The 22,856-nt window shown below is 26.6% G+C and carries 21 protein-coding genes, 2 tRNA genes and 1 pseudogene; 7 read left to right on the top strand and 17 right to left on the bottom strand.

Translation table 11 applies throughout. The features are described from left to right. Positions 1-16: 16 nt before the first annotated feature. From groL to QZ288_RS04440, 10 genes are all read right to left on the bottom strand, one after another. Positions 17-1,648, bottom strand: a complete 1,632-nt coding sequence (groL, locus tag QZ288_RS04485; protein ID WP_295155532.1) for a chaperonin GroEL — start codon at positions 1,646-1,648, stop codon at positions 17-19. A 176-nt stretch (positions 1,649-1,824) separates the two neighbouring features. Continuing rightward, complete coding sequence (gene rpsU, locus QZ288_RS04480; RefSeq protein WP_008724792.1) at positions 1,825-2,034, bottom strand: 30S ribosomal protein S21; 210 nt, start codon at positions 2,032-2,034, stop codon at positions 1,825-1,827. A gap of 29 nt (positions 2,035-2,063) precedes the next feature. After that, positions 2,064-2,137, bottom strand: a tRNA-Met gene (locus QZ288_RS04475). Between the two features lie 27 nt (positions 2,138-2,164). Beyond that, positions 2,165-2,237 (bottom strand) — tRNA-Met (locus QZ288_RS04470). 522 nt (positions 2,238-2,759) lie between these two features. Further along, positions 2,760-3,314: a DNA-3-methyladenine glycosylase I gene (locus tag QZ288_RS04465; RefSeq protein ID WP_295155516.1), complete on the bottom strand. Its 555-nt coding sequence runs from the start codon at positions 3,312-3,314 to the stop codon at positions 2,760-2,762. A 36-nt stretch (positions 3,315-3,350) separates the two neighbouring features. Then, on the bottom strand, positions 3,351-3,863 hold the full coding sequence (locus QZ288_RS04460; RefSeq protein WP_295155514.1) for a hypothetical protein: 513 nt from the start codon (positions 3,861-3,863) through the stop codon (positions 3,351-3,353). A gap of 1 nt (position 3,864) precedes the next feature. Continuing rightward, a complete protein-coding gene (locus QZ288_RS04455; RefSeq protein WP_295155511.1) occupies positions 3,865-4,743 on the bottom strand; it encodes a sigma-70 family RNA polymerase sigma factor in 879 nt (292 codons plus the stop codon). 5 nt (positions 4,744-4,748) lie between these two features. Next, positions 4,749-5,219, bottom strand: coding sequence for a DUF721 domain-containing protein (locus tag QZ288_RS04450; RefSeq protein WP_295155506.1), 471 nt, complete (start codon positions 5,217-5,219; stop codon positions 4,749-4,751). A gap of 56 nt (positions 5,220-5,275) precedes the next feature. Further along, positions 5,276-6,175 carry a tetratricopeptide repeat protein gene (locus QZ288_RS04445; protein WP_295155503.1) on the bottom strand — a complete coding sequence of 300 codons (900 nt, stop codon included), beginning with the start codon at positions 6,173-6,175 and terminating at the stop codon, positions 5,276-5,278. After that, positions 6,135-6,977 (bottom strand): hypothetical protein, encoded by an 843-nt coding sequence (locus tag QZ288_RS04440; RefSeq protein WP_295155501.1) that lies wholly within the window; start codon positions 6,975-6,977, stop codon positions 6,135-6,137. Before QZ288_RS04440 ends, QZ288_RS04445 begins: the two co-directional genes overlap by 41 nt. A gap of 326 nt (positions 6,978-7,303) precedes the next feature. Between QZ288_RS04440 and QZ288_RS04435 the strand changes: the two genes are divergently transcribed. The 3 genes from QZ288_RS04435 to QZ288_RS04425 all read left to right on the top strand — a co-directional run bounded on the left by QZ288_RS04435 (position 7,304) and on the right by QZ288_RS04425 (position 9,950). Next, entirely contained in the window at positions 7,304-8,536 is a 1,233-nt protein-coding gene (locus QZ288_RS04435) for a peptidase U32 family protein (RefSeq protein ID WP_295155498.1), read from the top strand. Positions 8,537-8,540: 4 nt separating this feature from the next. Further along, on the top strand, positions 8,541-8,948 hold the full coding sequence (gene ruvX, locus QZ288_RS04430; protein WP_295155496.1) for a Holliday junction resolvase RuvX: 408 nt from the start codon (positions 8,541-8,543) through the stop codon (positions 8,946-8,948). Positions 8,949-9,029: 81 nt separating this feature from the next. Further along, positions 9,030-9,950 carry a DUF4340 domain-containing protein gene (locus QZ288_RS04425; protein WP_295155494.1) on the top strand — a complete coding sequence of 307 codons (921 nt, stop codon included), beginning with the start codon at positions 9,030-9,032 and terminating at the stop codon, positions 9,948-9,950. A gap of 110 nt (positions 9,951-10,060) precedes the next feature. On the opposite strand, the gene lptB is transcribed toward QZ288_RS04425, so the two are convergent. The 3 genes and pseudogenes from lptB to QZ288_RS04410 form a co-directional block, all read right to left on the bottom strand. Then, positions 10,061-10,891, bottom strand: coding sequence for an LPS export ABC transporter ATP-binding protein (lptB, locus tag QZ288_RS04420; RefSeq protein ID WP_295155491.1), 831 nt, complete (start codon positions 10,889-10,891; stop codon positions 10,061-10,063). 22 nt (positions 10,892-10,913) lie between these two features. Further along, on the bottom strand, positions 10,914-11,453 hold the full coding sequence (locus QZ288_RS04415; RefSeq protein WP_295155488.1) for a ferritin: 540 nt from the start codon (positions 11,451-11,453) through the stop codon (positions 10,914-10,916). Between the two features lie 257 nt (positions 11,454-11,710). Then, positions 11,711-12,227, bottom strand: a pseudogene (locus QZ288_RS04410) (ferritin). Between the two features lie 237 nt (positions 12,228-12,464). Here QZ288_RS04410 and ilvD point away from each other — a divergent pair. Next, positions 12,465-14,147 (top strand): dihydroxy-acid dehydratase, encoded by a 1,683-nt coding sequence (gene ilvD / locus QZ288_RS04405; protein WP_295155482.1) that lies wholly within the window; start codon positions 12,465-12,467, stop codon positions 14,145-14,147. Positions 14,148-14,374: 227 nt separating this feature from the next. Next, on the top strand, positions 14,375-15,313 hold the full coding sequence (locus tag QZ288_RS04400) for a bile acid:sodium symporter family protein (RefSeq protein WP_295155478.1): 939 nt from the start codon (positions 14,375-14,377) through the stop codon (positions 15,311-15,313). A gap of 65 nt (positions 15,314-15,378) precedes the next feature. Here QZ288_RS04400 and QZ288_RS04395 read toward each other — a convergent pair whose 3' ends face one another. Together QZ288_RS04395 and QZ288_RS04390 are read right to left on the bottom strand one after the other, a co-directional pair. After that, positions 15,379-16,275 (bottom strand): patatin-like phospholipase family protein, encoded by an 897-nt coding sequence (locus QZ288_RS04395; protein ID WP_295155475.1) that lies wholly within the window; start codon positions 16,273-16,275, stop codon positions 15,379-15,381. A 26-nt stretch (positions 16,276-16,301) separates the two neighbouring features. Beyond that, positions 16,302-17,783: a hypothetical protein gene (locus QZ288_RS04390; RefSeq protein ID WP_295155474.1), complete on the bottom strand. Its 1,482-nt coding sequence runs from the start codon at positions 17,781-17,783 to the stop codon at positions 16,302-16,304. 377 nt (positions 17,784-18,160) lie between these two features. Here QZ288_RS04390 and QZ288_RS04385 point away from each other — a divergent pair, with 377 nt between their 5' ends. After that, positions 18,161-20,428 (top strand): methyl-accepting chemotaxis protein, encoded by a 2,268-nt coding sequence (locus QZ288_RS04385; protein WP_295155471.1) that lies wholly within the window; start codon positions 18,161-18,163, stop codon positions 20,426-20,428. Positions 20,429-20,431: 3 nt separating this feature from the next. Here QZ288_RS04385 and QZ288_RS04380 read toward each other — a convergent pair whose 3' ends face one another. Beyond that, positions 20,432-20,989, bottom strand: a complete 558-nt coding sequence (locus tag QZ288_RS04380; protein WP_295155468.1) for a DUF4416 family protein — start codon at positions 20,987-20,989, stop codon at positions 20,432-20,434. A gap of 120 nt (positions 20,990-21,109) precedes the next feature. On the opposite strand from QZ288_RS04380, the gene deoD reads away from it, so the two are divergent. After that, positions 21,110-21,808 carry a purine-nucleoside phosphorylase gene (gene deoD, locus QZ288_RS04375; protein WP_295155465.1) on the top strand — a complete coding sequence of 233 codons (699 nt, stop codon included), beginning with the start codon at positions 21,110-21,112 and terminating at the stop codon, positions 21,806-21,808. 211 nt (positions 21,809-22,019) lie between these two features. Here deoD and QZ288_RS04370 read toward each other — a convergent pair whose 3' ends face one another. After that, positions 22,020-22,265, bottom strand: a complete 246-nt coding sequence (locus QZ288_RS04370) for a hypothetical protein (RefSeq protein ID WP_295155463.1) — start codon at positions 22,263-22,265, stop codon at positions 22,020-22,022. Positions 22,266-22,856 lie beyond the last annotated feature (591 nt).

The raw sequence follows: 22,856 nt of genomic DNA, 5'->3' as shown, positions 1-22,856 counted from the left end.
TAATATGAGCTATTTATTAATACATACCGCCCATTCCGCCGCCTGGCATTGGAGGCATTGGTTTTTCAGGCTCAGGTATATCAGTAATAATAACTTCAGCAGTTAATACTTGGCTTGCAATAGAAGCAGCATTCTGTAAAGCACTTCTTGAAACCTTAGCAGGATCAATAATACCTGCTTTCAACATATCAACCCATTCATTAGTAAGAGCATTGAAACCCATATTTCCTTTTTGTTTTTTAGCTTCAATAGCAACAACAGAACCGTCCAAACCTGCATTTGCAGCAATCATTCTTATAGGCTCTTCAATAGCTCTTTTAACTATATTAACACCAACCTGTTCATCAGAATTTTCTAAAGTTAAAGATTCTAATTTAGACTGTGCATGCAGGTAAGTAATACCGCCTCCTGGAATTACACCCTCTTCAACAGCAGCTCTAGTAGCAGATAAAGCATCTTCTACTCTGGCTTTTTTCTCTTTCATTTCTACCTCAGTAGCAGCACCTATATTAATAACAGCAACACCGCCTGAAAGTTTTGCTAATCTTTCCTGAAGTTTCTCTCTGTCATAATCGCTGTCAGTTTCTTCTATTTGTTTTTTGATAGCAGATACTCTTGATTTAACATCTTCTTTGCTTCCTGCACCTTCAACTATAGTAGTGTTTTCTTTGTCTACAGTGATTTTTTTAGCTCTTCCAAGCTGTTCTATTGCAGCATTTTCAAGCTTCATACCTAAATCTTCGCTTATAACCTGTCCGCCTGTTAGAACAGCAATGTCTTCTAACATAGCTTTTCTTCTGTCGCCGAAACCGGGAGCTTTAACTGCACATACATTTAATACCCCTCTCATCTTATTCAATACTAAAGTAGCCAAAGCTTCATTTTCAATATCTTCAGCAATAATAATAAAAGGCTTTCCTGTTTGAGCAATTTTTTCAAGTATAGGAAGAAGTTCTTTCATATTAGATATTTTTTTATCATAGATAAGAAGCAAAGCATCTTCTAATTCAGCAGTCATACTGTCTCCGTTAGTTACAAAATACGGAGATATATAACCTCTGTCAAACTGCATACCTTCAACTAAAGAAAGACTGGTTTCCAAAGATTTAGCCTCTTCTACAGTGATAACACCTTCTTTACCAACTTTTTCCATAGCATCGCTGATTAAAGTACCAATTTCCTTATCATTATTAGCAGAAATAGTAGCAACCTGAGCAATTTCTTCTTTGCCTTTAATTTGCTTAGCTTCAGATTTGATATGGCTTACTATTTCATTAACTGCTTTTTCTATACCTCTTTTAATAAGCATAGGATTAGCACCGCTAGTTACATTTTTCAAACCTTCTTTTACCATAGCCTGAGCTAAAACTGTAGCAGTAGTAGTACCGTCCCCTGCAACATCATTAGTTTTAGTAGCAACTTCTTTAACTATTTGAGCACCCATATTTTCAAACGGATCTTCTAATTCTATTTCTTTAGCGATAGTTACACCATCATTTATTATAGTAGGAGGACCGAATTTTTTGTCTATTACAACATTGCGTCCACGCGGTCCTAAAGTTACCTTTACGGCATTAGCTAAAGCATCTACACCTCTCATAAGGGCTCGTCTAGCTTCTTCATCAAATAATAGCTGTTTTGCTGCCATATTATCTTTTCTCCTTTCTGTATTATTAAATTATTGGCATTATTAAACTTTATAAAATTATTTAATTTTAAAATTGTAAGAATTATACATCAAATAATAAATATTTTCAAGTATATTAACTATTAATTAAATAAAAAAAGCATTGATATTTAGGATATCAATGCTTTGCAGATAAATTACAGCAAACCTAATCTGCGTTCTTTTTTGATTTTTCTTTTCATTCTTTTTAGAGCCTTTTCTCTTTGAAGCTTTTTCTCAAGAGAAGGTTTTTTATAGAATTGTTTTTCTTTAAGGTCTTGTAAAATGCCTTCATTTTCACAAGCTCTGCGGAATCTTTTAATAACGCTTTCTACTGGTTCGCCTTCATTCGCAAATACTCTTACCAATTAACTCACCTGCCTTTTTTATAAAATATTAGCGGCGAAGGGACTTGAACCCCTGACACTGCGGATATGAGCCGCATGCTCTAACCACCTGAGCCACGCCGCCAAAAAACAAGCCCTATATATAAGCTATTAGCGGGGGCAGGACTTGAACCTACGACCTTTGGGTTATGAGCCCAACGAGCTACCAACTGCTCCACCCCGCGATGTAAATATTAAATATTAAAGTATTTTACATGTTTTTCTTAAAATGTCAAGTATTTTTGTATAAACTTACTTAAAAACTATTATAGTTTAATATTAAGTTAAGTTTATTAATAAATATTTTTTATTTTTACAGCTTTATCTTAATATACATTAATTTTTATAATAATCTTAAATTTTTATAATAATAATATTATCAGCTTGTATATTTTTTATCAAAAATATTTATTAATATACTAAAATTCATTATAAAAACAATATAAAATATATATTTTTATTTAAACTTGAATATAATTAAATTCTCAAATCATAAAAATATTTTTTACTCATAATAGCTGACAGATAAAATATTTATTCATCATATTTTTTAAATAATAAAAAAGCAGGTTATAACTGTTCGTTTATTTTTATTATTGCTAACGATAAACTTTATATTATTGCCGCTTACTGCTGCTTTGGGCATCTGAAATGCTCAAACTAGCTAAATAGATTCAAGCAAATGACTTTGTCTGCTGTCTCACTTTTTATTTTTTATAATAACAGCAATTAACTGAATGATCATTTACAATGCCTATAGCCTGCATATAACTATAAATTATTATGCTGCCTGTAAATTTGAAGCCTCTCTTTATCATATCTTTACTTATAGTATCTGATAATTCGCTTTTGGCAGGAAGCGGAGAATCATAGTCTAACTTATTATCTATTTGTTTATTACCACTGAAAGACCAGATATATTTATCAAAACTTCCAAATTCTTTTTGCACTTCTATAAATTTATTAGCATTTATTATAAGCGAATTTATTTTTCTTTTATTTCTTATTATTCCTTTATTATTTAAAAGCTCATTTATTTTTTTATCATCATATTTTGCTATTTTTTTATAATCAAAATTATCGAATGCTTTTCTCATATTTTCTCTTTTATCCAATATGCATTTCCAACTTAATCCGGCCTGCATATTTTCGAGTATAAGCATTTCAAATAATTTATTTTCATCATGACAAATTCTGCACCATTCTTCATTATGATACTTAATTTCTATTTCGCTTTTAGCCCACTTGCATATTGTCTGCATAATTGAAATATTTCCCTTTTGTTTAGCTTATAATATTTATTCTATATTTATTGAAGCTTCATAATCATCAGCTTTTATATTATAATTTCCTTTTTTCAAGATATAAGAATAATTATCTTTTTTTGAAAGTATATTTACTATTTTGTCTCCATTATGTTCTATTATACAAAAATTTTTTATATTGCTTATATTTATATAGTATTCGCTTCCGCTTTTATATATTTCTATATTTTTATAAACATAAATATCTTTGATTTTTTTATCTTCTTCACTATTATCATCACCTCTTGAAGCTAATGGAGTTAATTTACTGAAATAAAGAATATAGTCAATTATGCCGTCTTTTATATTTATAGCTGATTTTATTTTTGATTCTTTAAGCATATTAGAATCTTCTATATTTTCCATAAGAAATAAATCATTTTTTAAAGTACTTACTTCTTTTTGCAAATCAGCATTTGATTCAAGCTCTTCTAAAAACTCATTTGATACTTTAATGCCGTTTACATAATTTATAATTTCTTCTTCTGTGTAATCATATTTATTCATATTATAAATCCGATAAATTATTAAAATTTTCTTTTAAATTAGCTTTTATTTTATTTATAATTTTTGTAACTGTATTGCTTGTAATATTCAAAAGTTTTGCTATAAAATCATAAGGCACATTTATCTTTATAGAATGAAGTTTCTTTATATAATTTTGTTTTTTGCTGGCCAAATGTACTGTAAAAAGTCCTTTTTTATTGTTTTCTTCTATTTTAGCATTTACTTTTGCTATTTTATCCTGCTGCTTTATTATTTCATTATATTTATTTATATATGTTGCCCTTGCTTTTTCTATTATCGAATATGCTTCTTCATAATTTATATTAAAATATTTCATTAAAGGCTGTATTACAATATTTATAAATAATTCCAAATTATGTATAAAAAATGCAAGAGAATCCCTATCATTAAATTTTCCTTTTATATGATTAAAAATATTTAGAGAAAGTTTTTCAATATTGTTTTCATTATAATTATCAGTATATTCATTCATAACATAAGATTTAGTATCATAAAGTACATCATGCAAAGTTAGTGCATCTTTAGAACATAATGGAGCATCTATTGATATTTCTTTTTTATTATATTTATTTTTTCTTTTTTTATAATCTATAAAATTCAAATAATGACTTCTTAATGTATATGTAAACCAAGTTATAAACTTAGCATCTGTTTCACTATATTTTGTTATTATATTATCTATCCTTTCAATATAATATGAATAAAATTCTAAAGCATCGTCGTGAAAAACTCCGAAAACTTTTCTAGGATAATTATAAATATAATTGGATAAATGCTCATTTATTTCTTTTAAAGCTTTAATGCTTCCTGTTGATTTATAATCCATTACCAATTTTTTTATAAACTCATCATTTATCATCAATATTATCCTCTATCATCAATACTATCCTCATACTTTAATATATTAATAAATATTTCCTTCATTCTTTCATCTTTGATATGAGTTTCTTTTATGATATTATCTATCCATTTTCTATGTTCTTTCGTTATTTTTTTATCTGAATCTTTTATATCTTTTTCATTTGTATTTTCTTTTATTTTATTATTAACTTCTCCTACTCTAGTTTTTAATTCAGTCACTTCTATACTTGTTTCTTTTTTTATATTTTTGAATATATTATTTCTATTCATAAATATTTCATTAGCCCATACACTATCTATTACAGTTACAGTAAGAATGCCGTTTCTATAAAATGAAGGAGTACATATTTTAGAAAGCACTTCTCCCATAATATCATTCCATTTCTGCGATATCTTTATATAATTAGCCAAATTTATATTCTGATATGATTTTATGCTTGAATATTCTTCCAATGTATTTTTTATAGTATGCATTTATAATATCTCCGTTATATTAATGATACAATAATTTTTTATATAATCAATATCATTTAATCTGAAATATTATTTTGAGTATTTGTCTGATAAGATGAACTATTTGTATTTACTATAGAATTTGTATTTATGATATTATTAGTTATCATACTATTTGATGCAGCTTCCATTATATCCATTTCTATAGGCTTTGCTTCTATATCTTCATCATAGATTATTATATTATTATTTTGATTTGTATTTGCGGCATTATTTTTTATATCATTATCTATATTTGTATATCCCAATATAGTTTTATTTCTAATTATCGATTCTCTTAATCCTCTGTATTTAGAATCTATCTTATAGGCTTCTTCATAAATATTTAAAGCCGAATTAAAATTTTTATCTCTTTCGTATGCAGCAGCAAGATTTACCATATAAACTACATTACTAGGGCTATATACAGTTGCTTTTAAAAAAGATGATTCAGCTTGTTTATAATCTTCTGCATATAAATATAAAAGTCCTAGAAAATTATTCATATATGCATCATTAGGTTTTAAACTTATAGAGTATCTTATAGAATCTATTGCATTATTGGTATTGCCTAATTTATAAAGAGCATACCCTTTTTGAAAATATAGTTTTGAAGAAAATCTATTTACTATTATGCCGTTTCTTGCAGCTCTAAGCATATTAGTATAATCTTTTAAATACATATATGCATTTGCTAGATTCTCAAAGTATTCAATTTTAAGAATTGGAGAGTATTCTATTTCATATTCAAATAATTCCGCCGCTTTTTTATAATTTTTTGAATTATAATATCTGTATGCATTGGCTAAATTTTTTCTGTCATATTTAAAAATTTCATTTGTTTGAGAATACAAAGATAATGCTGTTAATAAAAAAAATATTGTAATTATTTTATTATTAATGCCCATCTTTCCTAAAACTTTGAAGCCTGAAGTCATTTATCATAGCATTAGCATATCCTATAGTAGCATCATACATTTCCTCTTTCTTTTTTCCTTTAAAGAATTTATATACTCTAGGAGATTGAGTTTTTAAATAATCAGGAAGCACTATTTCTCCATCATTGGTTGTTTTAATAGCCAGCTGCTTTATATTATTCATTTTTTCAATAAATGAATGCAGGAAAAAACCTGATTCTTTAAGTATGAATTGTTCAGCTCTGCTTGAATTATCTCCATTATCCAATGCAAAAATATAATCAGAAAATATTTGCGGAACTTTGCTTTCTCCTACAGGTATTATAAACTTTTGAAACTGATTATCATAATCTTTTACAGCAGTTTCTACTACATAATCGCTTGCAGGTCCGCATAAGAAAAATCTAATTACAGAAAAACAGTTATATAATTCTTTGAAAGCACCGTATAAATGACAAATCTCCTGATCTGCTTTAGGATGCATATCTTCCAAAGGATATTTTTCCGTAGCACTTTTAAACTTTTCTATCATATTATCTACTTTATTCATAAAAGAATTTTCTTTAGCTTTCTCTTCATCAATTTTTCTTTTTTGACGCTCTAATTCTCTGTCTCTTAAAGTAGTTTTTATATCTTCTAAAATTTTTATTTCAACAATTAAAAAATTAGATAAATCCTGTCTGTTTTGCAAAGCTTCTCTGTATCTGTCATTGAAACTGTTTACATTGTATATTTTGCTTCCATATTTTTCAGCACCTTTTTCATATTCGGTTCTTATTTTTGTTAAAGTTGCTTTGATTTCTTTGTCGCTTAAACTAGCCATTAAAGACTCCTTTTGAAAAATATTTCTATTAAAATATAAATTAAAGTAAAAACTACTGAAATTATATTTTTAATTAATATATCGAAAACTATATTTTATATTATACAATTTTTTTAAAATAAATCTAGTATAAAAAATTACTATTTTTTGTTATTAATAAAAATTGTTTTATCATTGCTAATAAAAATTATGAGCTTTGATACTCTGCCATTTTGTAAATGTCAGATGCTCATAATTTTTATATTTAGTTTTAAAGTATTTTAATATATACTTTTTAATAATTTTAATATAAAATAAATCGAAAAAACTAATAGGATATATAATAAATGGAACTTTTAGCACCTGCTGGAAATAAAGAAAAACTAGAAACAGCATATCATTATGGGGCAGATGCCGTATATATAGGAGGAGCATTATTTAATTTAAGACATCAAAGCAGAAATACAACTATAGAAGAACTTGCACAATGTGCAGAACTTGCTAAAAAATTAGATAAAAAAATATATTTAACTTTAAATGCTTTTCTTCACGAGTATGATAAAAATAATTTAAAAGAATATTTAAAAGAAATAAAAAATATCAATATAGATGCATTTATAATTTCTGATTTGGGAGTGCTTGGAATATTAAAAGAAATTATACCTGAATCTGTTATTCATATAAGTACTCAGGCTTCAGTTACAAACAGTTATTCATGCAAAATGTATGAAACTCTTGGGGCAAGCAGAATAATACTTGCAAGAGAATTATCATTAGATGAAATAAAAGAGATTAGAGATAATACTGATTTAGAATTAGAAAGCTTTGTACATGGTGCTGTATGTATGTCTTATTCAGGAAGATGTTTATTATCAAATTTTCTAAACAATAGAGATGCTAATGGAGGGGAATGCTCTCAAGTATGCAGATGGAATTTCAAAACATATATAGAAGAAAAAACAAGACCAGGCGAGTTTATCGAAATAGAAGAAGGAGAAAATCATTCTGCTATATTAAGCAGCAAAGATTTGCAAATGGCTGAATATCTTCACTTGCTTCAAAAAGCTGGTATTGATTCTATAAAAATAGAAGGCAGAATGAAAAGCGTGTATTATGTAGCTAATACTGTTAGAGTTTATAGAATATTATTAGACTTGCTTGACAAAATAGGATACGAATCATACTCTGAAGCGATTAAGAAAGAGCCTATTGCAAGCTATATAAAAGAACTTGATACTATAAGCAGAAGAGAAAGCGATACAGGTTTTTATTTTGGAAGAGATAATATAAAACCTGCTCTTAAAGGATATTTAAAAGGCAGAAGACTTATGGGTATGATTACTGATGACAGCGGGGAATATGCAAAAATAACAGTATATAATACTATAAAAAACGGCAGTGATTTAATATATATTGGAAAAGATTTTATTAATCATAATGATAGCAGATTTAAACTATTTATTAAAACAGAAGAAAATGAATTTATAGAAGTTGATAATATCAGAAATATAGATAATGCCTATATAAAATCAGGAGTACATAATTTCAAAAAATATGATATAATTACAATAGAAGATTAGAATTATGGTATTGGGTGTAGATTTCGGACGAAAAAAAACAGGCACAGCTTTTATGGATATGGATATAAAAATACCTTTTCCATACAGACTTATAGAAGAAAGCAATGCCAGAAAAGTTAAACGGGCTTTAATGGATATAATAGAGGAAAAAAATATTGATACTGTTGTTTTCGGTCTGCCTTTATCAGATGAAGGAAAAGAAAGCGAATGGTGTTCTGAAATAAAAAGATTTTCTGAGTTTCTATTAAAAAGTGTTAAAGTAAATATTGTATTTGTTGATGAATACGGTACTTCTAAAGAGGCAGATTTTATTTTAAGAGGCAGAAAGAAAAATGTTAAAAAGAAAGCGAATGATTTAATTGCCGCTGCTTTAATACTGGAAAATTATTTGAATGTTCTTAATAAGAAATAAATAATATATAATTATTTACTATTTTTATAATTAAATAGTTATATATAATAATTAATAAAAAATATGAAAGGTAATAAAAATATGAATAATAGTATAATAAAAAAATATATAACATTATCATCTGTAATCGTTATTTTAATAATAATATTAACAGCAGTAATTTTGCTGAAAAATAAAGGATATTCATTACCTTCTATGAAAAAAATTAATTCTAATATATCAGAAATAACAATAAAAAGAGGGGCTAATGAAACTATATCTATAAAATATAATGGAGATAAATGGACTGTAAATGATAAATATAATGCTGATGATAATTTAGTAAATGCAATTACAAATGCTTTATATACTATAGAACCCATAGAAATAGTTTCAAGGGGAGATGATGATACAATATCAAAATATAAATTATCTGATGATGAAGCATTAAGCGTTCAAGCATTAAACAGCTCATCAAAAGAAGTAAGAAATATAAAATTTGGTATGAAATCCGCATTCGGAAATAGTGTATATTCAAAAATAGATAATGATAAAAATATATATCTGCTTGGAAATACTGCCTCAAACCCTAAAGATATATTTGATAAAACTGAAAATGATCTTATAAATAAAACTATAACTAAAATAAAAAATGATGATATAGAAAAAATCATTATAGAATATAATAATAATTCTTATTCATTAGAAAAAAATACAAATGATTCAGACAATACTTGGATAAAAAATTGGAATAATAATATTGCAAATGATATTTATGCGAGTATATTCACTTTAGCAAATTTAAATGCTGACGGATTAATAAAAAATGACAATATAAGCAAAAATGCACCATTATATAAAATCAATATACAAACATCTGATAATAATTTATATTATGAAATATTAAATAAATATGATGATAATAATTATGAAATAGTAAGCAGTAATGACAATAATAGATATTATATTACAGAAAATTCATTTAATAGTTTTATTGAATCTGTTAATGATATAATTAATTGATTTTGAATGCATAATAAATAAACAGAATAAAAAAAAGTCTTTAATAAAATTCTTTTATATTAGAAAATAAATTTATAAAAAAATTATTAAATTATTGCTACTAAATTTTATTACATAGTAAATGATTCTCCCAAATATACCTTGCGAGCCAATGGATTATTGATTATTTCTTCAGGAGTACCTTTTACCAATATCTGCCCATTACCCATAATATATGCTCTGTCTGTAATTCTTAAAGTTTCTCTAACATTATGATCTGTAATAAGTATTCCTAAACCTTTTTCTTTCAAAGAAGCTATAATATTCTGTATATCAATAACAGCAATAGGGTCAACTCCTGCAAAAGGTTCATCTAATAATATAAATTTCGGATTAACAGTTAATGCTCTGGCTATCTCGCATCTTCTTCTCTCTCCTCCTGAAAGAGTATATCCTTTCTGTTTTCTTACATGAGTAATATTAAACTCTTCAAGAAGCATATCAGTTATTTTCATTCTGTCTTTAGCCGATAATGCCTTATTATATTCTAATATAGAAAGAAGATTATCCTCTACTGAAAGTTTTCTAAAAATAGAAGCCTCCTGAGGCAAATATCCTATTCCTAAAGTTGCTCTTTGATGCATATGAAGTTTTGTAATATCCAAATCATTTAAATATACATTTCCTGCAGTAGCAGTAACAAAGCCTACAGTTATATAGAAACTTGTAGTTTTACCTGCACCATTAGGTCCTAAAAGCCCTACAACTTCGCCTTGCTTAACACTATAAGAAATATCTCCTATTATTTTTCTCTTGCCGTAATATTTTGTGAGATGAACGGCACGAATTTCATAAGGATTAGATTTGTCATAATTAAAAAAATTATCAGCAGTTATATGTTCAGAGGGTATAGTATTTACATCATCTTTTTTTTTGAAAAAATTAAGAAATTTATTAATCATATACCCTCCGATAATTATTCTATTATATATTCACATCAATACTGCCTGAATGTTTTTCTGTATCTAAAGTACCCATTGCCTTATCAAATGTATAAAGATTTCTTCCTTCTAAATTGCCGCCGCCAAGCATTTTAATTTTTTCAATAATATCATTGAATAACTCTTCTTCTTCAAGCTGTTCTTGTATAAACCAATCTAAAAACCTAGATGTAATATAATCTTTATTTTCCATAGCTTTTCCAACTAATTCATTTATGCATGAAGTTACATACTCTTCATGTTTTAATATAGTTTCAAATAAATGCTCTACTGAATTAAAATCACTTTGAGGTGCATGCATCTCGCTTATAACAGACTGTCCGCCTACTTTATTAATGAAATCCCTAAATTTCTCAAAATGTTCTAATTCTTCTTTATAATGTCCGTATAAAAAACTGCTGCATCCTTTCAAACTTTTTTTATCGCACCAGCCTGCCATATTAAAATAAAGACTTGCTGAATAAAGCTCTTTATTTAATTGTGCATTTAATAATTTTATTGTTTCTTCTTTTATTATAGACATAATACACTCCTTTTAATATTTTATAATATAAATAATAATTCTATAATAAGTTTAAAATTTATCAATAAAAAAAACTTAATTATAATTACGGTATTATAACATATTTTATACAAAATTTAAAAAAATAAATAAAAAATTAATATTTTTGAAATGAATATATCATTAATGAAGCATACAGAACTATAGTATAGAATTATAAAATTAATATACGCCCCATAATTTATATTAATTATAAGGCGTTTATTATTAATTTAGACTTAAGATTTATGTTCTTTAGAATCTAAATTGCCTACAAATTTATCAAAAGTATAAAGATTTCTTCCTTTCAAGTTTTCTAAAATCTTTATCTTTTTGACAATATCATTAAATAACTCTTCCTCTTCAAGCTGCTCTTCAACAAACCACTCTAAAAACTTTAATGTAATATAATCTTTGTTTTCCATTGATATGCTTACCAATTTATTAATACAAGATGTAATATACTCTTCATGCTTAATAATTTTTTCAAATAATTCTTCTACAGAATTGAATTTGCATTCAGGGGCATTCATCTCTCCCATTACAGCCTGCCCTCCAGCCTTATTGATAAACTCTCTAAATTTCTCTAAATGAGTATGCTCTTCTGCTGAATGATTATATAAAAATTTACTGCATCCTTTCAAACCCTATTTATTCGCACCAGCCTGCCATATTAAAATAAAGATTTGCAGAATAGTGCTCCAAATTAAGATGCTCATTCAATAGATTAACTGTTTCTTGATTGATCATAGACATATAAATATCTCCTATATTTTATAATTTTCTAATAATATTTTAGACTATTCTAACATTTTTAGCAAGATATTTATACATAAAAAAAACAGCAATATTATATTTATATATACAACATTACCGTTTAATCAAACATATATAACAATTAAAAATAAAAAATACTTGATTTATATGATTCTTCAAATATAATATATGCATTATAATATTGCAAAAAATAATTTAAAAAATGGAGAAATAATTATGAGTTTCAGAGAAAATAGTTCTTTAAGAAGCGACAGAGTATTAAAAGGCGATGAAAGAGCACCAAACAGATCATTGTTCTACTCTATGGGTTATACAGATGAAGAATTAAAAAGACCTCTGATTGGAATTATTTCTGCATACAGCGAGATTGTACCAGGACATATACATTTAGATAAACTTTCTCAGGCTGTAAAATCAGGCGTATTAATAGGAGGAGGCACTCCTATACTAATACCTGCAATAGGCGTATGCGACGGAATAGCTATGGGACATTTAGGTATGAAATACTCGCTTCCTTCAAGAGAATTAATAGCTGATTCGGTTGAAAGTATGGTTATAGCACATGGTTTGGACGGCGTTGTGCTTGTTCCTAACTGCGATAAAATAGTACCCGGTATGATAATGGGACTTTTGAGAATGAATATACCGGGAATAGTGATAAGCGGAGGAGCTATGCTTCCGGGCGATCACGGTGATGAAAAAATAAGCTTATCTAATATATTTGAGGCTGTGGGAGCCAAAAAAGCTAATCTTATAAGCGATGATGAATTAGAAGAATATGCTCAAAATACTTGTCCAAGCTGCGGTTCCTGTGCTGGAATGTATACTGCTAATAGTATGAATTGCTTATCTGAAGCTTTAGGAATAGCACTTCCGGGAAACGGAACTATACCTGCAGTTTACTCAGCTAGAACTTTACTCGCTAAAAAAGCAGGCATGCAGGTTATGGAATTATTAAAAAAAGATATAAAACCATTAGATATAATAACTCCCGAATCTTTCAAAAATGCACTTGCAGTTGATATGGCTTTAGGCTGTTCAACAAATAGCGTTCTTCATTTACTTGCCATAGCTAATGAAGCAGGCATTCCGATAGATTTAAAAACTATAAATGAAGTAAGCGATAGAACTCCTAATCTTTGCCGTTTGGCGCCTGCAGGACATAACTATATAGAAGATTTATACAAAGCCGGCGGAATATCTGCTGTTATGAAAGAGCTTGATAAAGGAGGATTTATAAATACTTCTCTTTTAACTGCTACAGGTAAAACTATAGCTGAAAATATAAAAGATGCTGTTAATAAAAATAATAATGTTTTAAGAAATATAGAAAATCCTTATAGTACAACAGGCGGTATTGCTGTGCTTTGGGGTAATATAGCAAAAGACGGCTGTGTCGTTAAACGTTCTGCTGTTGCTGATGAGATGCTTGTGCATAAAGGACCTGCAAGAGTATTCGACTGCGAAGAAGATGCAATAAATGCAATATACACAGGCAAAATAAATAAAGGCGATGTTGTGGTAATAAGATATGAAGGACCTAAAGGCGGACCTGGTATGCGTGAAATGTTAAAACCTACTTCAGCACTTGCTGGTATGGAGTTAGGTAAAGATGTTGCTTTAATAACAGACGGAAGATTTTCAGGTGCTTCAAGAGGTGCTTCTATAGGGCATGTTTCGCCTGAAGCTGCAAGCGGAGGAGAAATAGCATTCATAAAAGAAAATGATATCATAAGTATAGATATTCCTAACCATAAAATTAATTTAGAAATCTCTGATGAAGAAATGGAAAAGAGAAGAAAAGAGACTCATATTAAACCTTTAGAAGAAATTAAAGGCTGGCTTGGAAGATATAGAAAACTTGTTCAGTCTGCTAATACCGGTGCTGTATTAAAATAATTATAATTAATAATTTTGATGTTATAGTATTTAAATTAATTCTAAAATATCAAATAAGCACTGTCAACATAATAATTTAAAATTCATTATAAAATATTAATATTAGATATAAGTTTTAAAGCAGGTAATTTATGTATTATATAAGTTATAATATGAATTTATATTTAATAATAAAGAATATAATTGCTAATAAACAATTAAAAATAAAGACAATAAAGGAATGAGAAATGAATACATTAAAACAAATAAGCAATTTTTTTGGGAAATATATGGCTGTTATCGTATTGATAGTGGCTGCAGTATCATTATTTTTTCCAAAAACAGTAAGTTTTATAAAAACAAGTTATATCAACTATCTTTTGATGATTGTAATGTTTGGTATGGGGCTTACATTAAAACTTGAAGATTTTAAAGTGGTGTTCACAAGACCGAAGGATATTATAATAGGGGCTATAGCACAATTTACTATAATGCCTTTATTAGCATTCTTACTTTCAATTGCATTCAAACTTCCTTCTGAACTTGCTGTAGGCATAATATTAGTAGGAGCCTGCCCTGGAGGAACTTCATCAAATGTTATGACTTATTTAGCTAAAGGAGATGTAGCTTTATCTGTTGGAATGACTTTTGTATCAACAATACTTGCACCTTTTGCAACTCCTATCCTCACTTTGCTGTATGCAGGACAAAAAGTAGATGTTAATGCTGTTAGTATGTTTATATCCATAGTGCAGGTTGTCATACTTCCTATAGTATTAGGTTTTATAATAAATAAATTCTTTTATAAATTTACAAACAGCATAAAAGAAATACTGCCTTTAATATCAGTACTTGCAATAGTATCAATAGTGGCTGCTGTAGTATCTGCAAATTCTCAAAGATTAATGAAAGTTGGGTATTTAGTAATAATAGTAGTTATTATTCATAATAGTTTAGGGTATTTTTTCGGGTATATATTAGCTAAATTATTCAGATTAAGCAATGCAAAATGCAAGGCTGTATCAATAGAAGTTGGAATGCAAAACTCAGGACTTGCTGCTTCACTTGCTGCAACTCACTTTGCATCAATGGCATTAGCAGCGGTACCGGGAGCAATATTTAGTGTATGGCATAATATATCAGGTTCAATAGCAGCTAATATAATGGCGGCAAAAATTAAAGACTGACAATAAAAAAGCAATGGGCTTAAATAATATATTCAAGTTCATTGCTTAAATCAAAACAAAAATTATTATTTATTATCTGTTATTTTTAAGCTGTCTATTGCTTTATTAAGTTTATTTTTTAACTTTCTTTTTTTTATTTTATTATCAGATTCATTTTGATACATAGAATTATTATTGTCGATATTTTCTATCTGTGTTCTTCCCATTTTAAATATTTGCTCAAGAATATTTTTAGCATCATTATATCCCTCTTTTATACGCATTTTTGCACCGCTAAGCGAGAAATCCATAGCACCGCTGAAAAAATCTCCTATATCATTACTAGGTACTATTTCATAAACTTTACATCTGCTTGATTTCTCTATAATACTGTCTTTGTATAAATTAATTGCAATTATTTCATCGCAGTTTTCTTCATATAACGGCTTTAAAGGAAGATTATTACCATTTAATATTTCAACTCCTCCGTCTACATAATTAATTCCTTCTATAGTCTGTATTCCGAATATTAAAGGTATTGCACTTGTAGCCATCATTATTTCTTTTATTTCTTTATTAGTTTTTCCATTTAATTTGAAATATTGAACATTTACTTTTTTTAAATTTACGGCAGCAGCATATATCGGATATTTATAATTAGAAATAATATCAATATTTAAATACTTTTCGATTATTTCTATTAAACCTTCTCTGCTGAATATTCCGTTTGAAGATATGAAGCTGTTATTTTTATTTATTTTCTTTTTTGAAAGTATTTTATCTTCTATTTCATTTGTCCATATATATTCAGCTACATCATAATTATTTTGTGCAAATAAACATGCATTTAATACTCCTACTGAAGTGCCTGATACAGCTTTTATATTTTTATCAATACCATATTCTCTTAATGCTTTCCAAACACCAATCTGATAGCTTCCAAGACCTCCGCCGCCGCCTAATACTAATCCTAATTTATTCATAAATAAAATCTCCAAAAATATTTATATTAAATTTTACTTAAATATACTCCCCAAAAATCATTTATAAACTCTAAATAATCTTTTTTATTTTTATCTGTAGTTTTTTCTAATTTCTTATTTGTTTTATTTTGATAATCTTTAATTTTATTGTATTGAAGTTTGAGTTTTTGTTTATATTTTAATATTTCTTTATTTGACGGATAAAAATCAAAATATTTATTTAAATATTTTAATGTATTTTTATAATCTCTTTTTATTAAATATATTTTAGCGATTTCTTTATAGCATAAGGGCTCTTCAAAATTTTTTATCTCTTTTATTAAAATTTTATATATGCCTTCTATTTTTATATTGCGGGCTTCCTTATTGTTCTTATCATTATAAAGTATAATATCGCATTCATTCACTGCCTTTTTATATTTCTTTTCTTCAAAATATTTATTTGCTAATTCTATTCTATTTTCTATCTTTTCTATATTATGTACAGCATTAATATTCTTTGATATCATTTTTAATTCATTCATAATAAGTATTATTATGTCGTATATAGTAATTTCGCAATTATAATCAAAATTTGATATATTCGCTCCGTATTCATTAATCAAATTAATTTTTATATTATTTAAATCATTTATATTTGATATTTTTATTATAGAATTTATTATATAACTTTCTTCTTTATCTAGTCTTTCTATTTTTTTTATTCCGCTTAATATTGGTATAATATGTTCCTGAATATACATATTATTTTGAGTATTTAGGAAAAGCTTATCGATTAGATTTTGTTTTTCTAATAATTTGCGGTATATATCTATTACTTTTATTTTTTTATTTATATCCATATTAAAATCAAATAATATTGACTTAATCATATATATATTTTCTTTAGTCATACTAGATGAATATGAAGTTTTTGTAAATAAATCATTACTAAGACATATAATTTTTTCTATATCATCCATATCATAATATTTTATATTATCGAATTCTAATACATTTGAAGAAGTCTTAAACTCTAATAATTCTACTTTTTTTTCTAATGAGTCTATTCTATTTGATTCTTCATTGATTTTATTTAAAATTACATTAAATGATTCTCTTATATTGCTGCATATTTTTACCAGTTCTTCTTCAATATTTTTTTCTACATTATTTAGTTTATTATTTATATATATTAATCCTTCATAAGTTATCTTATTCTGCTTAGCTAAATATTCAATCATTTTTAAAGATGCATTTTTTACTATAGCATAATTATAATCTATTTCGCCCCTTATTTTTCTGTTTTGCCCTGTTATAGAATTAAATATATTACCTAAAAAACCTTGCTTTGCTAAAAATTCAGTTCTTGATTTTCCAGCACTTAAAGATGATACAGCTTCTATTATGAGTTCTGTCAATTTTGTTGAATTTTTTTTATATTCTTCTGCATTATTGATTATATATTCTTGTATTATAGTTTTATCTTTTTCATCTATTTCATTTTCATAAGGTATAGCAAAATCCATAATAACTCCAAATTAATATAACTATGACTGAATTATATATACATTTTGACTGTTTTTCAATATATATTATTTTATATAATAGGCTTTTTGTTTATTGCAAATTAATATAGTAATAGTTTTTTATATTATTAAAATTATAAAGATATTAAAGCAGGAAAATGCCGATAAATATAGATTATAAATAAAAAATATATAATTAAGTAAAAAATATATAAATTAAGTAAAAAAATATATAATTTTTGAAAAAATTATTATATTTGCAATATTATTATATTGTGTATATAATAATCATTATTAATAAATATATCCTGTTATATTGAATTTATTTCTTATGTTTTTTATATTGTGTATAAGGATATTTGAGGAGATAAAAAAATATGAAGAAAATATATAGTTTAAGATTTAAAATCCCCATTTTGTTTATAGGTGCAATAGTTTTATCAATATTTCTTAGTGTAGGAACTGTATTATTTTTGAGTATAAAAACTATAGATGATATTGTTGAAAGCGGTTTTAAATCTACATCTGTATCATATAAAAATTTGATTAATTTATGGCTGGAAGATAATAGTTCTTCTATGAATAATTTTGTCACTTCTGAGGCATTAATAAATTTTTTAGCAAATCCTGAAGATGATATTTTAAATACTAGGGCAGAAGATGCTTTAAAATATTTTAAAAATTCTAAAACTTCATTTGTAAATTTCATATTATTGGATTTAAATGGAAGAGCAATATTAGATTCTGAAAATGGAATATTAGGCAATGTAGTTATGGATATTAATGATGAAGGCTGGAAAAAATTTGCTGCAGGAGGCTATAATGACGGAAGAGAAACTAGTATAACTAAATCTGTTGCTACTGGTAATCCTACTTATAGAATGTGGAAAGGTATAAAGGACAGCAGAGGAAATACAATAGCCATATTAAGCGGAAATGTAAATTGGGGGGATTTGATAAATAAATATGTATTAAATGCTCAAATAAATCAGAAAGAAAAAATATCTATAATTGACAGCAGTAAAAAAATACTTGCTCATAATGATAATAGTAAAATTTTAGCTGCAGCAGACAGCTATCTTCCTTATGATGAAATTATAAAAAATAAAAATGGGATTACCCGTTATATAGATAATACAGATAAGCAGAAATATTTAATATCATATCATAATATAGACAATACTGATTGGTATATTATAATAACAATTTTAGAAAATGAATTATACTCTAATATTGGTAAAATTTTATTATTTTCAATATTATTCGGAGCATTAATAATAGTTGTTGTAGCTATTATCATAGTAGGATTTACTAGAAGATTGACATCGCCTCTTAAAGAAGCTTTAAGGCTTGCAAATTTAATATCAAACGGAGATTTAACTTTTGATATAAATAATAAATATATTAAAAGAAGAGATGAGGTTGGAGAACTTATAAGCAGTTTTAATCATATGAAAACTTCTATAAAAAATATTATTGATGTTGCTAATTCAAATGTTGCTTTAACTAAAAGAACTGCCTATTCATTATCATATTCAAATAAAGATTTAGCCAGCAGAACTTTAAGTCAGGCATCGCATTTAGAGAAAACAGCAGAAGCTACAGAAGAAATATCTGCTACTATAAGAAAAACTGCTGATAATGCTGCTATAATTAATGATATGATGATGAATGCAAGAAATGCTGTAGAGGAAGCAGGAAGCATTATTTTAGAAACTGCACAGAATACTAGTCAGGCTTTTGAATATAGTCATAAGATTAGCGGATTAGTAAAGTTTATAGAAGATATAGCATTTCAAACTAATATACTTGCTTTAAATGCATCTGTAGAGGCGGCAAGAGCAGGAGAACAAGGGAGGGGATTTGCTGTTGTAGCTGCTGAAGTGAGAAATTTGGCACAAACAACACAAAGTTCAGTTAATAATATTACTTCATTTATTGTAGAAAGTAATGAAAAAGTAAAGAAAGCAACAGATTCTGCTAATATGTCAAGGACTTTGTTTGAAGATATTGAAAGTAAAATAGAAGAAACTACAAAAGTTATTAATGATATGGCTAATACTACACGCGAGCAGTTAATAGGAATAGATAGTATAAATAATGCTATGTCAAATATGGATTCTCAAACTCAGGAAAATAGCTCATTAGTTGCTTCTATGAATGAATCTTCAAAAGAGCTTGAAAATCAGATGGAAGAATTATCAAATGCTATGTCTTTCTTTAAAGTCGGAGCTAAAAAATTAGAATGGCTTGATCAATATTATACTCATAATAAAACTATAGATAGTCAGCATGTTCAGATAATGGAATATGCTAATAAAGTTCATTCTGCTTTGTATAATGATGTTAAAGAGGAAGTTGATGAGGCATTTAAAGGGGCTATTAATTATACTAAATATCATTTCTCAGAAGAACAGAAGATACAGATGGCTAATAAAGATAAATATAATAAAATTAAAGAACATTTTGAAGAGCATAGAAAATTTGAAAAAGCTATTGATGATAAATATAAAGATTTTAAATCAGGCAGCGATTGGCATAAAGTTGCTATAGATTTTGCTGAGCTTTTAGCACAGCTTTTAATTGAGCATATAGGAGTATGGGATAAGGAATTTGTCAGAGTTGCAGGAATAAAAGATTATTAAAAATTATCTCCAATTAGAACCAAAAGGGGAGCTTTCTATAAGTCTTTTATAGAACAGTTCCCTTATTTTATTTAAAAATTTTTTTGTATCTTCGCTTGAATAATCCGCATAAGTCCATTCTAATTCAGTATATCCTTTTTTCTTTTTATATATAAGAGTTAAATCTGCAAATACTCCTTCTTTTAAATATATTCTATGTGTAAAGTTTTTATTTGTAACTAAAATAAAATTTTCTAATGTCAGTAATGCAGGGTCTATATTAATTTTCCTTTTTCCTTCACTATCTGAATATTCTATCTCTATATTATCAGTAATTTTTTTTACATCGCTTATATAATCTCTTTCTATCATATTTTTGAAAACTATAAATCTTTTATTTAAATATTCTCCCATTTCTTCTTTATAATAAATAGAATGAGAAAATAAATATTCATCGCTTATAACTTCAATTTCTCCAAAATTATTAATAAGTTTTTCCAGTACTGAATTATATATATTATTATCATTATACATTAATGCAGTAATAAGTACGGCTTTTGATTGTTTTAATACTTCACTCATAAATACAATATTATATTATTTTTATTTATATTTCTATAATTATCATTAAAATAATATCTTTTGCTTGATAAAAAATAGATTAATATTTATAATATAAAAAAATAAAAAGGAGTAAATACTATGTCTACGCCTCATATATCTGCCAATAAAGGAGATATTGCAGAAACTATACTTTTACCTGGAGATCCCTTGAGGGCAAAATTTATAGCTGAAAATTTTTTAGAGAATGTTATTCAATACAATTCTGTTAGAAATATGTTAGGATTTACAGGCACATATAATGGCAAGAGAGTTTCTGTTCAGGGTACTGGTATGGGTATGCCTTCCTGCAGTATTTATTCTTATGAGCTTATACATTTTTATGAATGCAGAAATCTGATACGCATCGGAAGTGCAGGTGCTTTATCTGATAAACTTCATATTGGGGATTTGGTTATAGCAATGGGGGCTTGTACTGATTCTAATTATGCTTCTCAGTATGAACTTCCCGGCACTTATGCCCCTATAGCTAGTTATGAATTATTAAAAAATGCTGTAAAAAAATCTGATGAAATGAAGATAAATTATCATGTCGGAAATATAGTTTCATCTGATTTGTTTTATAGTGCTAATAATTCTTCTATGAAATGGGCTAAGATGGGAGTTCTGGCTGTTGAAATGGAGGCGGCTGCATTATATATGAATGCTGCCTATGCGAATGTTAATGCTCTTTGTATTGCTACTATTTCAGATTCTTTGGTTACAGGCGAATCTACTACATCAGAGCAGAGAGAAAAAACTTTTACTAATATGATGGAAGTTGCTTTGTCTTTAGTTTAAAATATTATTTTAAATAAACTCTTGACTTTTTTATAATTATTATATCATAAATTACTATAAAAAACATTATTATTTCAAATAATTTCAAGAGTATTTATGCTTATTATTTTTTATATTATGGAGTATTTTTTCTAATTTAAACAAATATATATTATTAATTTTTTTAGCTGTAAGTAATAGTTTGTTATTTACAGCTTTGAAATAAAAATTATTATTCATTATAAAAATGCATAAATAATTCCTCCAAAGTATAGCTTGCCGAATTAATATCTAATATATTATAATTGCTGAGTTCTTTTATAAAATTATTAACATCATAATTTGCAATAATGACTTTAACAGTATTATTATTCAATTGTAATTTAAAACTGCTTTTATTTTTAAAATTTTCATCATTTTTATTCGTTTTGAAAATCACTTCAAAATTTTTATTTTTTTTAGATTTTAATTTTTCCATATTTTCTATAGCAATAAGTTTCCCGTCTTTTAATACAGCAGTTCTATCGCAAGTCTTTTCTATTTCCTAAAATATATGAGAAGACATAAAAACAGCAGCTCCATTATTTTTTTCATTTATAATAAAATCAATAAACTTTTTCTGCATCAAAGTATCAAGTTCGCTTATAGTATAACAACTTCAGCCTCATTCATAAATGCAATACTATAGCTGTTTTCCTATTTATTACTTAAATATTTTTAATGAAATACTAGTATTTGTATTAAATTATAAATCTACATATAAAAATTATATACTAAAAAATATTTGCGATAATAAAATACAGTGCCTCATATTATACTTTATCAGGAGTTAGCTAAAATAAATAATGTTAGGGTTTCAGAAAATTATTTTAACTTATATTGCTGTATAGATATGAGGCATATAAAAAAATTATAAAAAAGATAGAGTAATCCATAATATGTTTAAGTCGTGACAAATTTAAGAGATTGTCGATTGTCGATTGTCGATTGTCGATTGTCGATTGTCGATTGTCGATTGTCGATTGTCGATTGTCGATTGTCGATTGTCGATTGTCGATTGTCGATTGTA

The organism is uncultured Brachyspira sp. (assembly GCF_910578695.1).
Lineage (GTDB): Bacteria > Spirochaetota > Brachyspiria > Brachyspirales > Brachyspiraceae > Brachyspira.
This window is presented reverse-complemented; position numbering and strand designations above follow the sequence as displayed.

Coding starts and splice junctions, on each gene's coding strand:
- groL (WP_295155532.1), bottom strand. CDS start 1,648: ATGGCAGCAAAACAGCTATTATTTGATGAAGAAGCTAGACGAGCCCTT.
- QZ288_RS04465 (WP_295155516.1), bottom strand. CDS start 3,314: ATGCAGACAATATGCAAGTGGGCTAAAAGCGAAATAGAAATTAAGTAT.
- QZ288_RS04460 (WP_295155514.1), bottom strand. CDS start 3,863: ATGAATAAATATGATTACACAGAAGAAGAAATTATAAATTATGTAAAC.
- QZ288_RS04455 (WP_295155511.1), bottom strand. CDS start 4,743: ATGATAAATGATGAGTTTATAAAAAAATTGGTAATGGATTATAAATCA.
- QZ288_RS04450 (WP_295155506.1), bottom strand. CDS start 5,219: ATGCATACTATAAAAAATACATTGGAAGAATATTCAAGCATAAAATCA.
- QZ288_RS04445 (WP_295155503.1), bottom strand. CDS start 6,175: ATGACTTCAGGCTTCAAAGTTTTAGGAAAGATGGGCATTAATAATAAA.
- QZ288_RS04440 (WP_295155501.1), bottom strand. CDS start 6,977: ATGGCTAGTTTAAGCGACAAAGAAATCAAAGCAACTTTAACAAAAATA.
- QZ288_RS04435 (WP_295155498.1), top strand. CDS start 7,304: ATGGAACTTTTAGCACCTGCTGGAAATAAAGAAAAACTAGAAACAGCA.
- ruvX (WP_295155496.1), top strand. CDS start 8,541: ATGGTATTGGGTGTAGATTTCGGACGAAAAAAAACAGGCACAGCTTTT.
- QZ288_RS04425 (WP_295155494.1), top strand. CDS start 9,030: ATGAATAATAGTATAATAAAAAAATATATAACATTATCATCTGTAATC.
- lptB (WP_295155491.1), bottom strand. CDS start 10,891: ATGATTAATAAATTTCTTAATTTTTTCAAAAAAAAAGATGATGTAAAT.
- QZ288_RS04415 (WP_295155488.1), bottom strand. CDS start 11,453: ATGTCTATAATAAAAGAAGAAACAATAAAATTATTAAATGCACAATTA.
- ilvD (WP_295155482.1), top strand. CDS start 12,465: ATGAGTTTCAGAGAAAATAGTTCTTTAAGAAGCGACAGAGTATTAAAA.
- QZ288_RS04400 (WP_295155478.1), top strand. CDS start 14,375: ATGAATACATTAAAACAAATAAGCAATTTTTTTGGGAAATATATGGCT.
- QZ288_RS04395 (WP_295155475.1), bottom strand. CDS start 16,275: ATGAATAAATTAGGATTAGTATTAGGCGGCGGCGGAGGTCTTGGAAGC.
- QZ288_RS04390 (WP_295155474.1), bottom strand. CDS start 17,783: ATGGATTTTGCTATACCTTATGAAAATGAAATAGATGAAAAAGATAAA.
- QZ288_RS04385 (WP_295155471.1), top strand. CDS start 18,161: ATGAAGAAAATATATAGTTTAAGATTTAAAATCCCCATTTTGTTTATA.
- QZ288_RS04380 (WP_295155468.1), bottom strand. CDS start 20,989: ATGAGTGAAGTATTAAAACAATCAAAAGCCGTACTTATTACTGCATTA.
- deoD (WP_295155465.1), top strand. CDS start 21,110: ATGTCTACGCCTCATATATCTGCCAATAAAGGAGATATTGCAGAAACT.
- QZ288_RS04370 (WP_295155463.1), bottom strand. CDS start 22,265: ATGGAAAAATTAAAATCTAAAAAAAATAAAAATTTTGAAGTGATTTTC.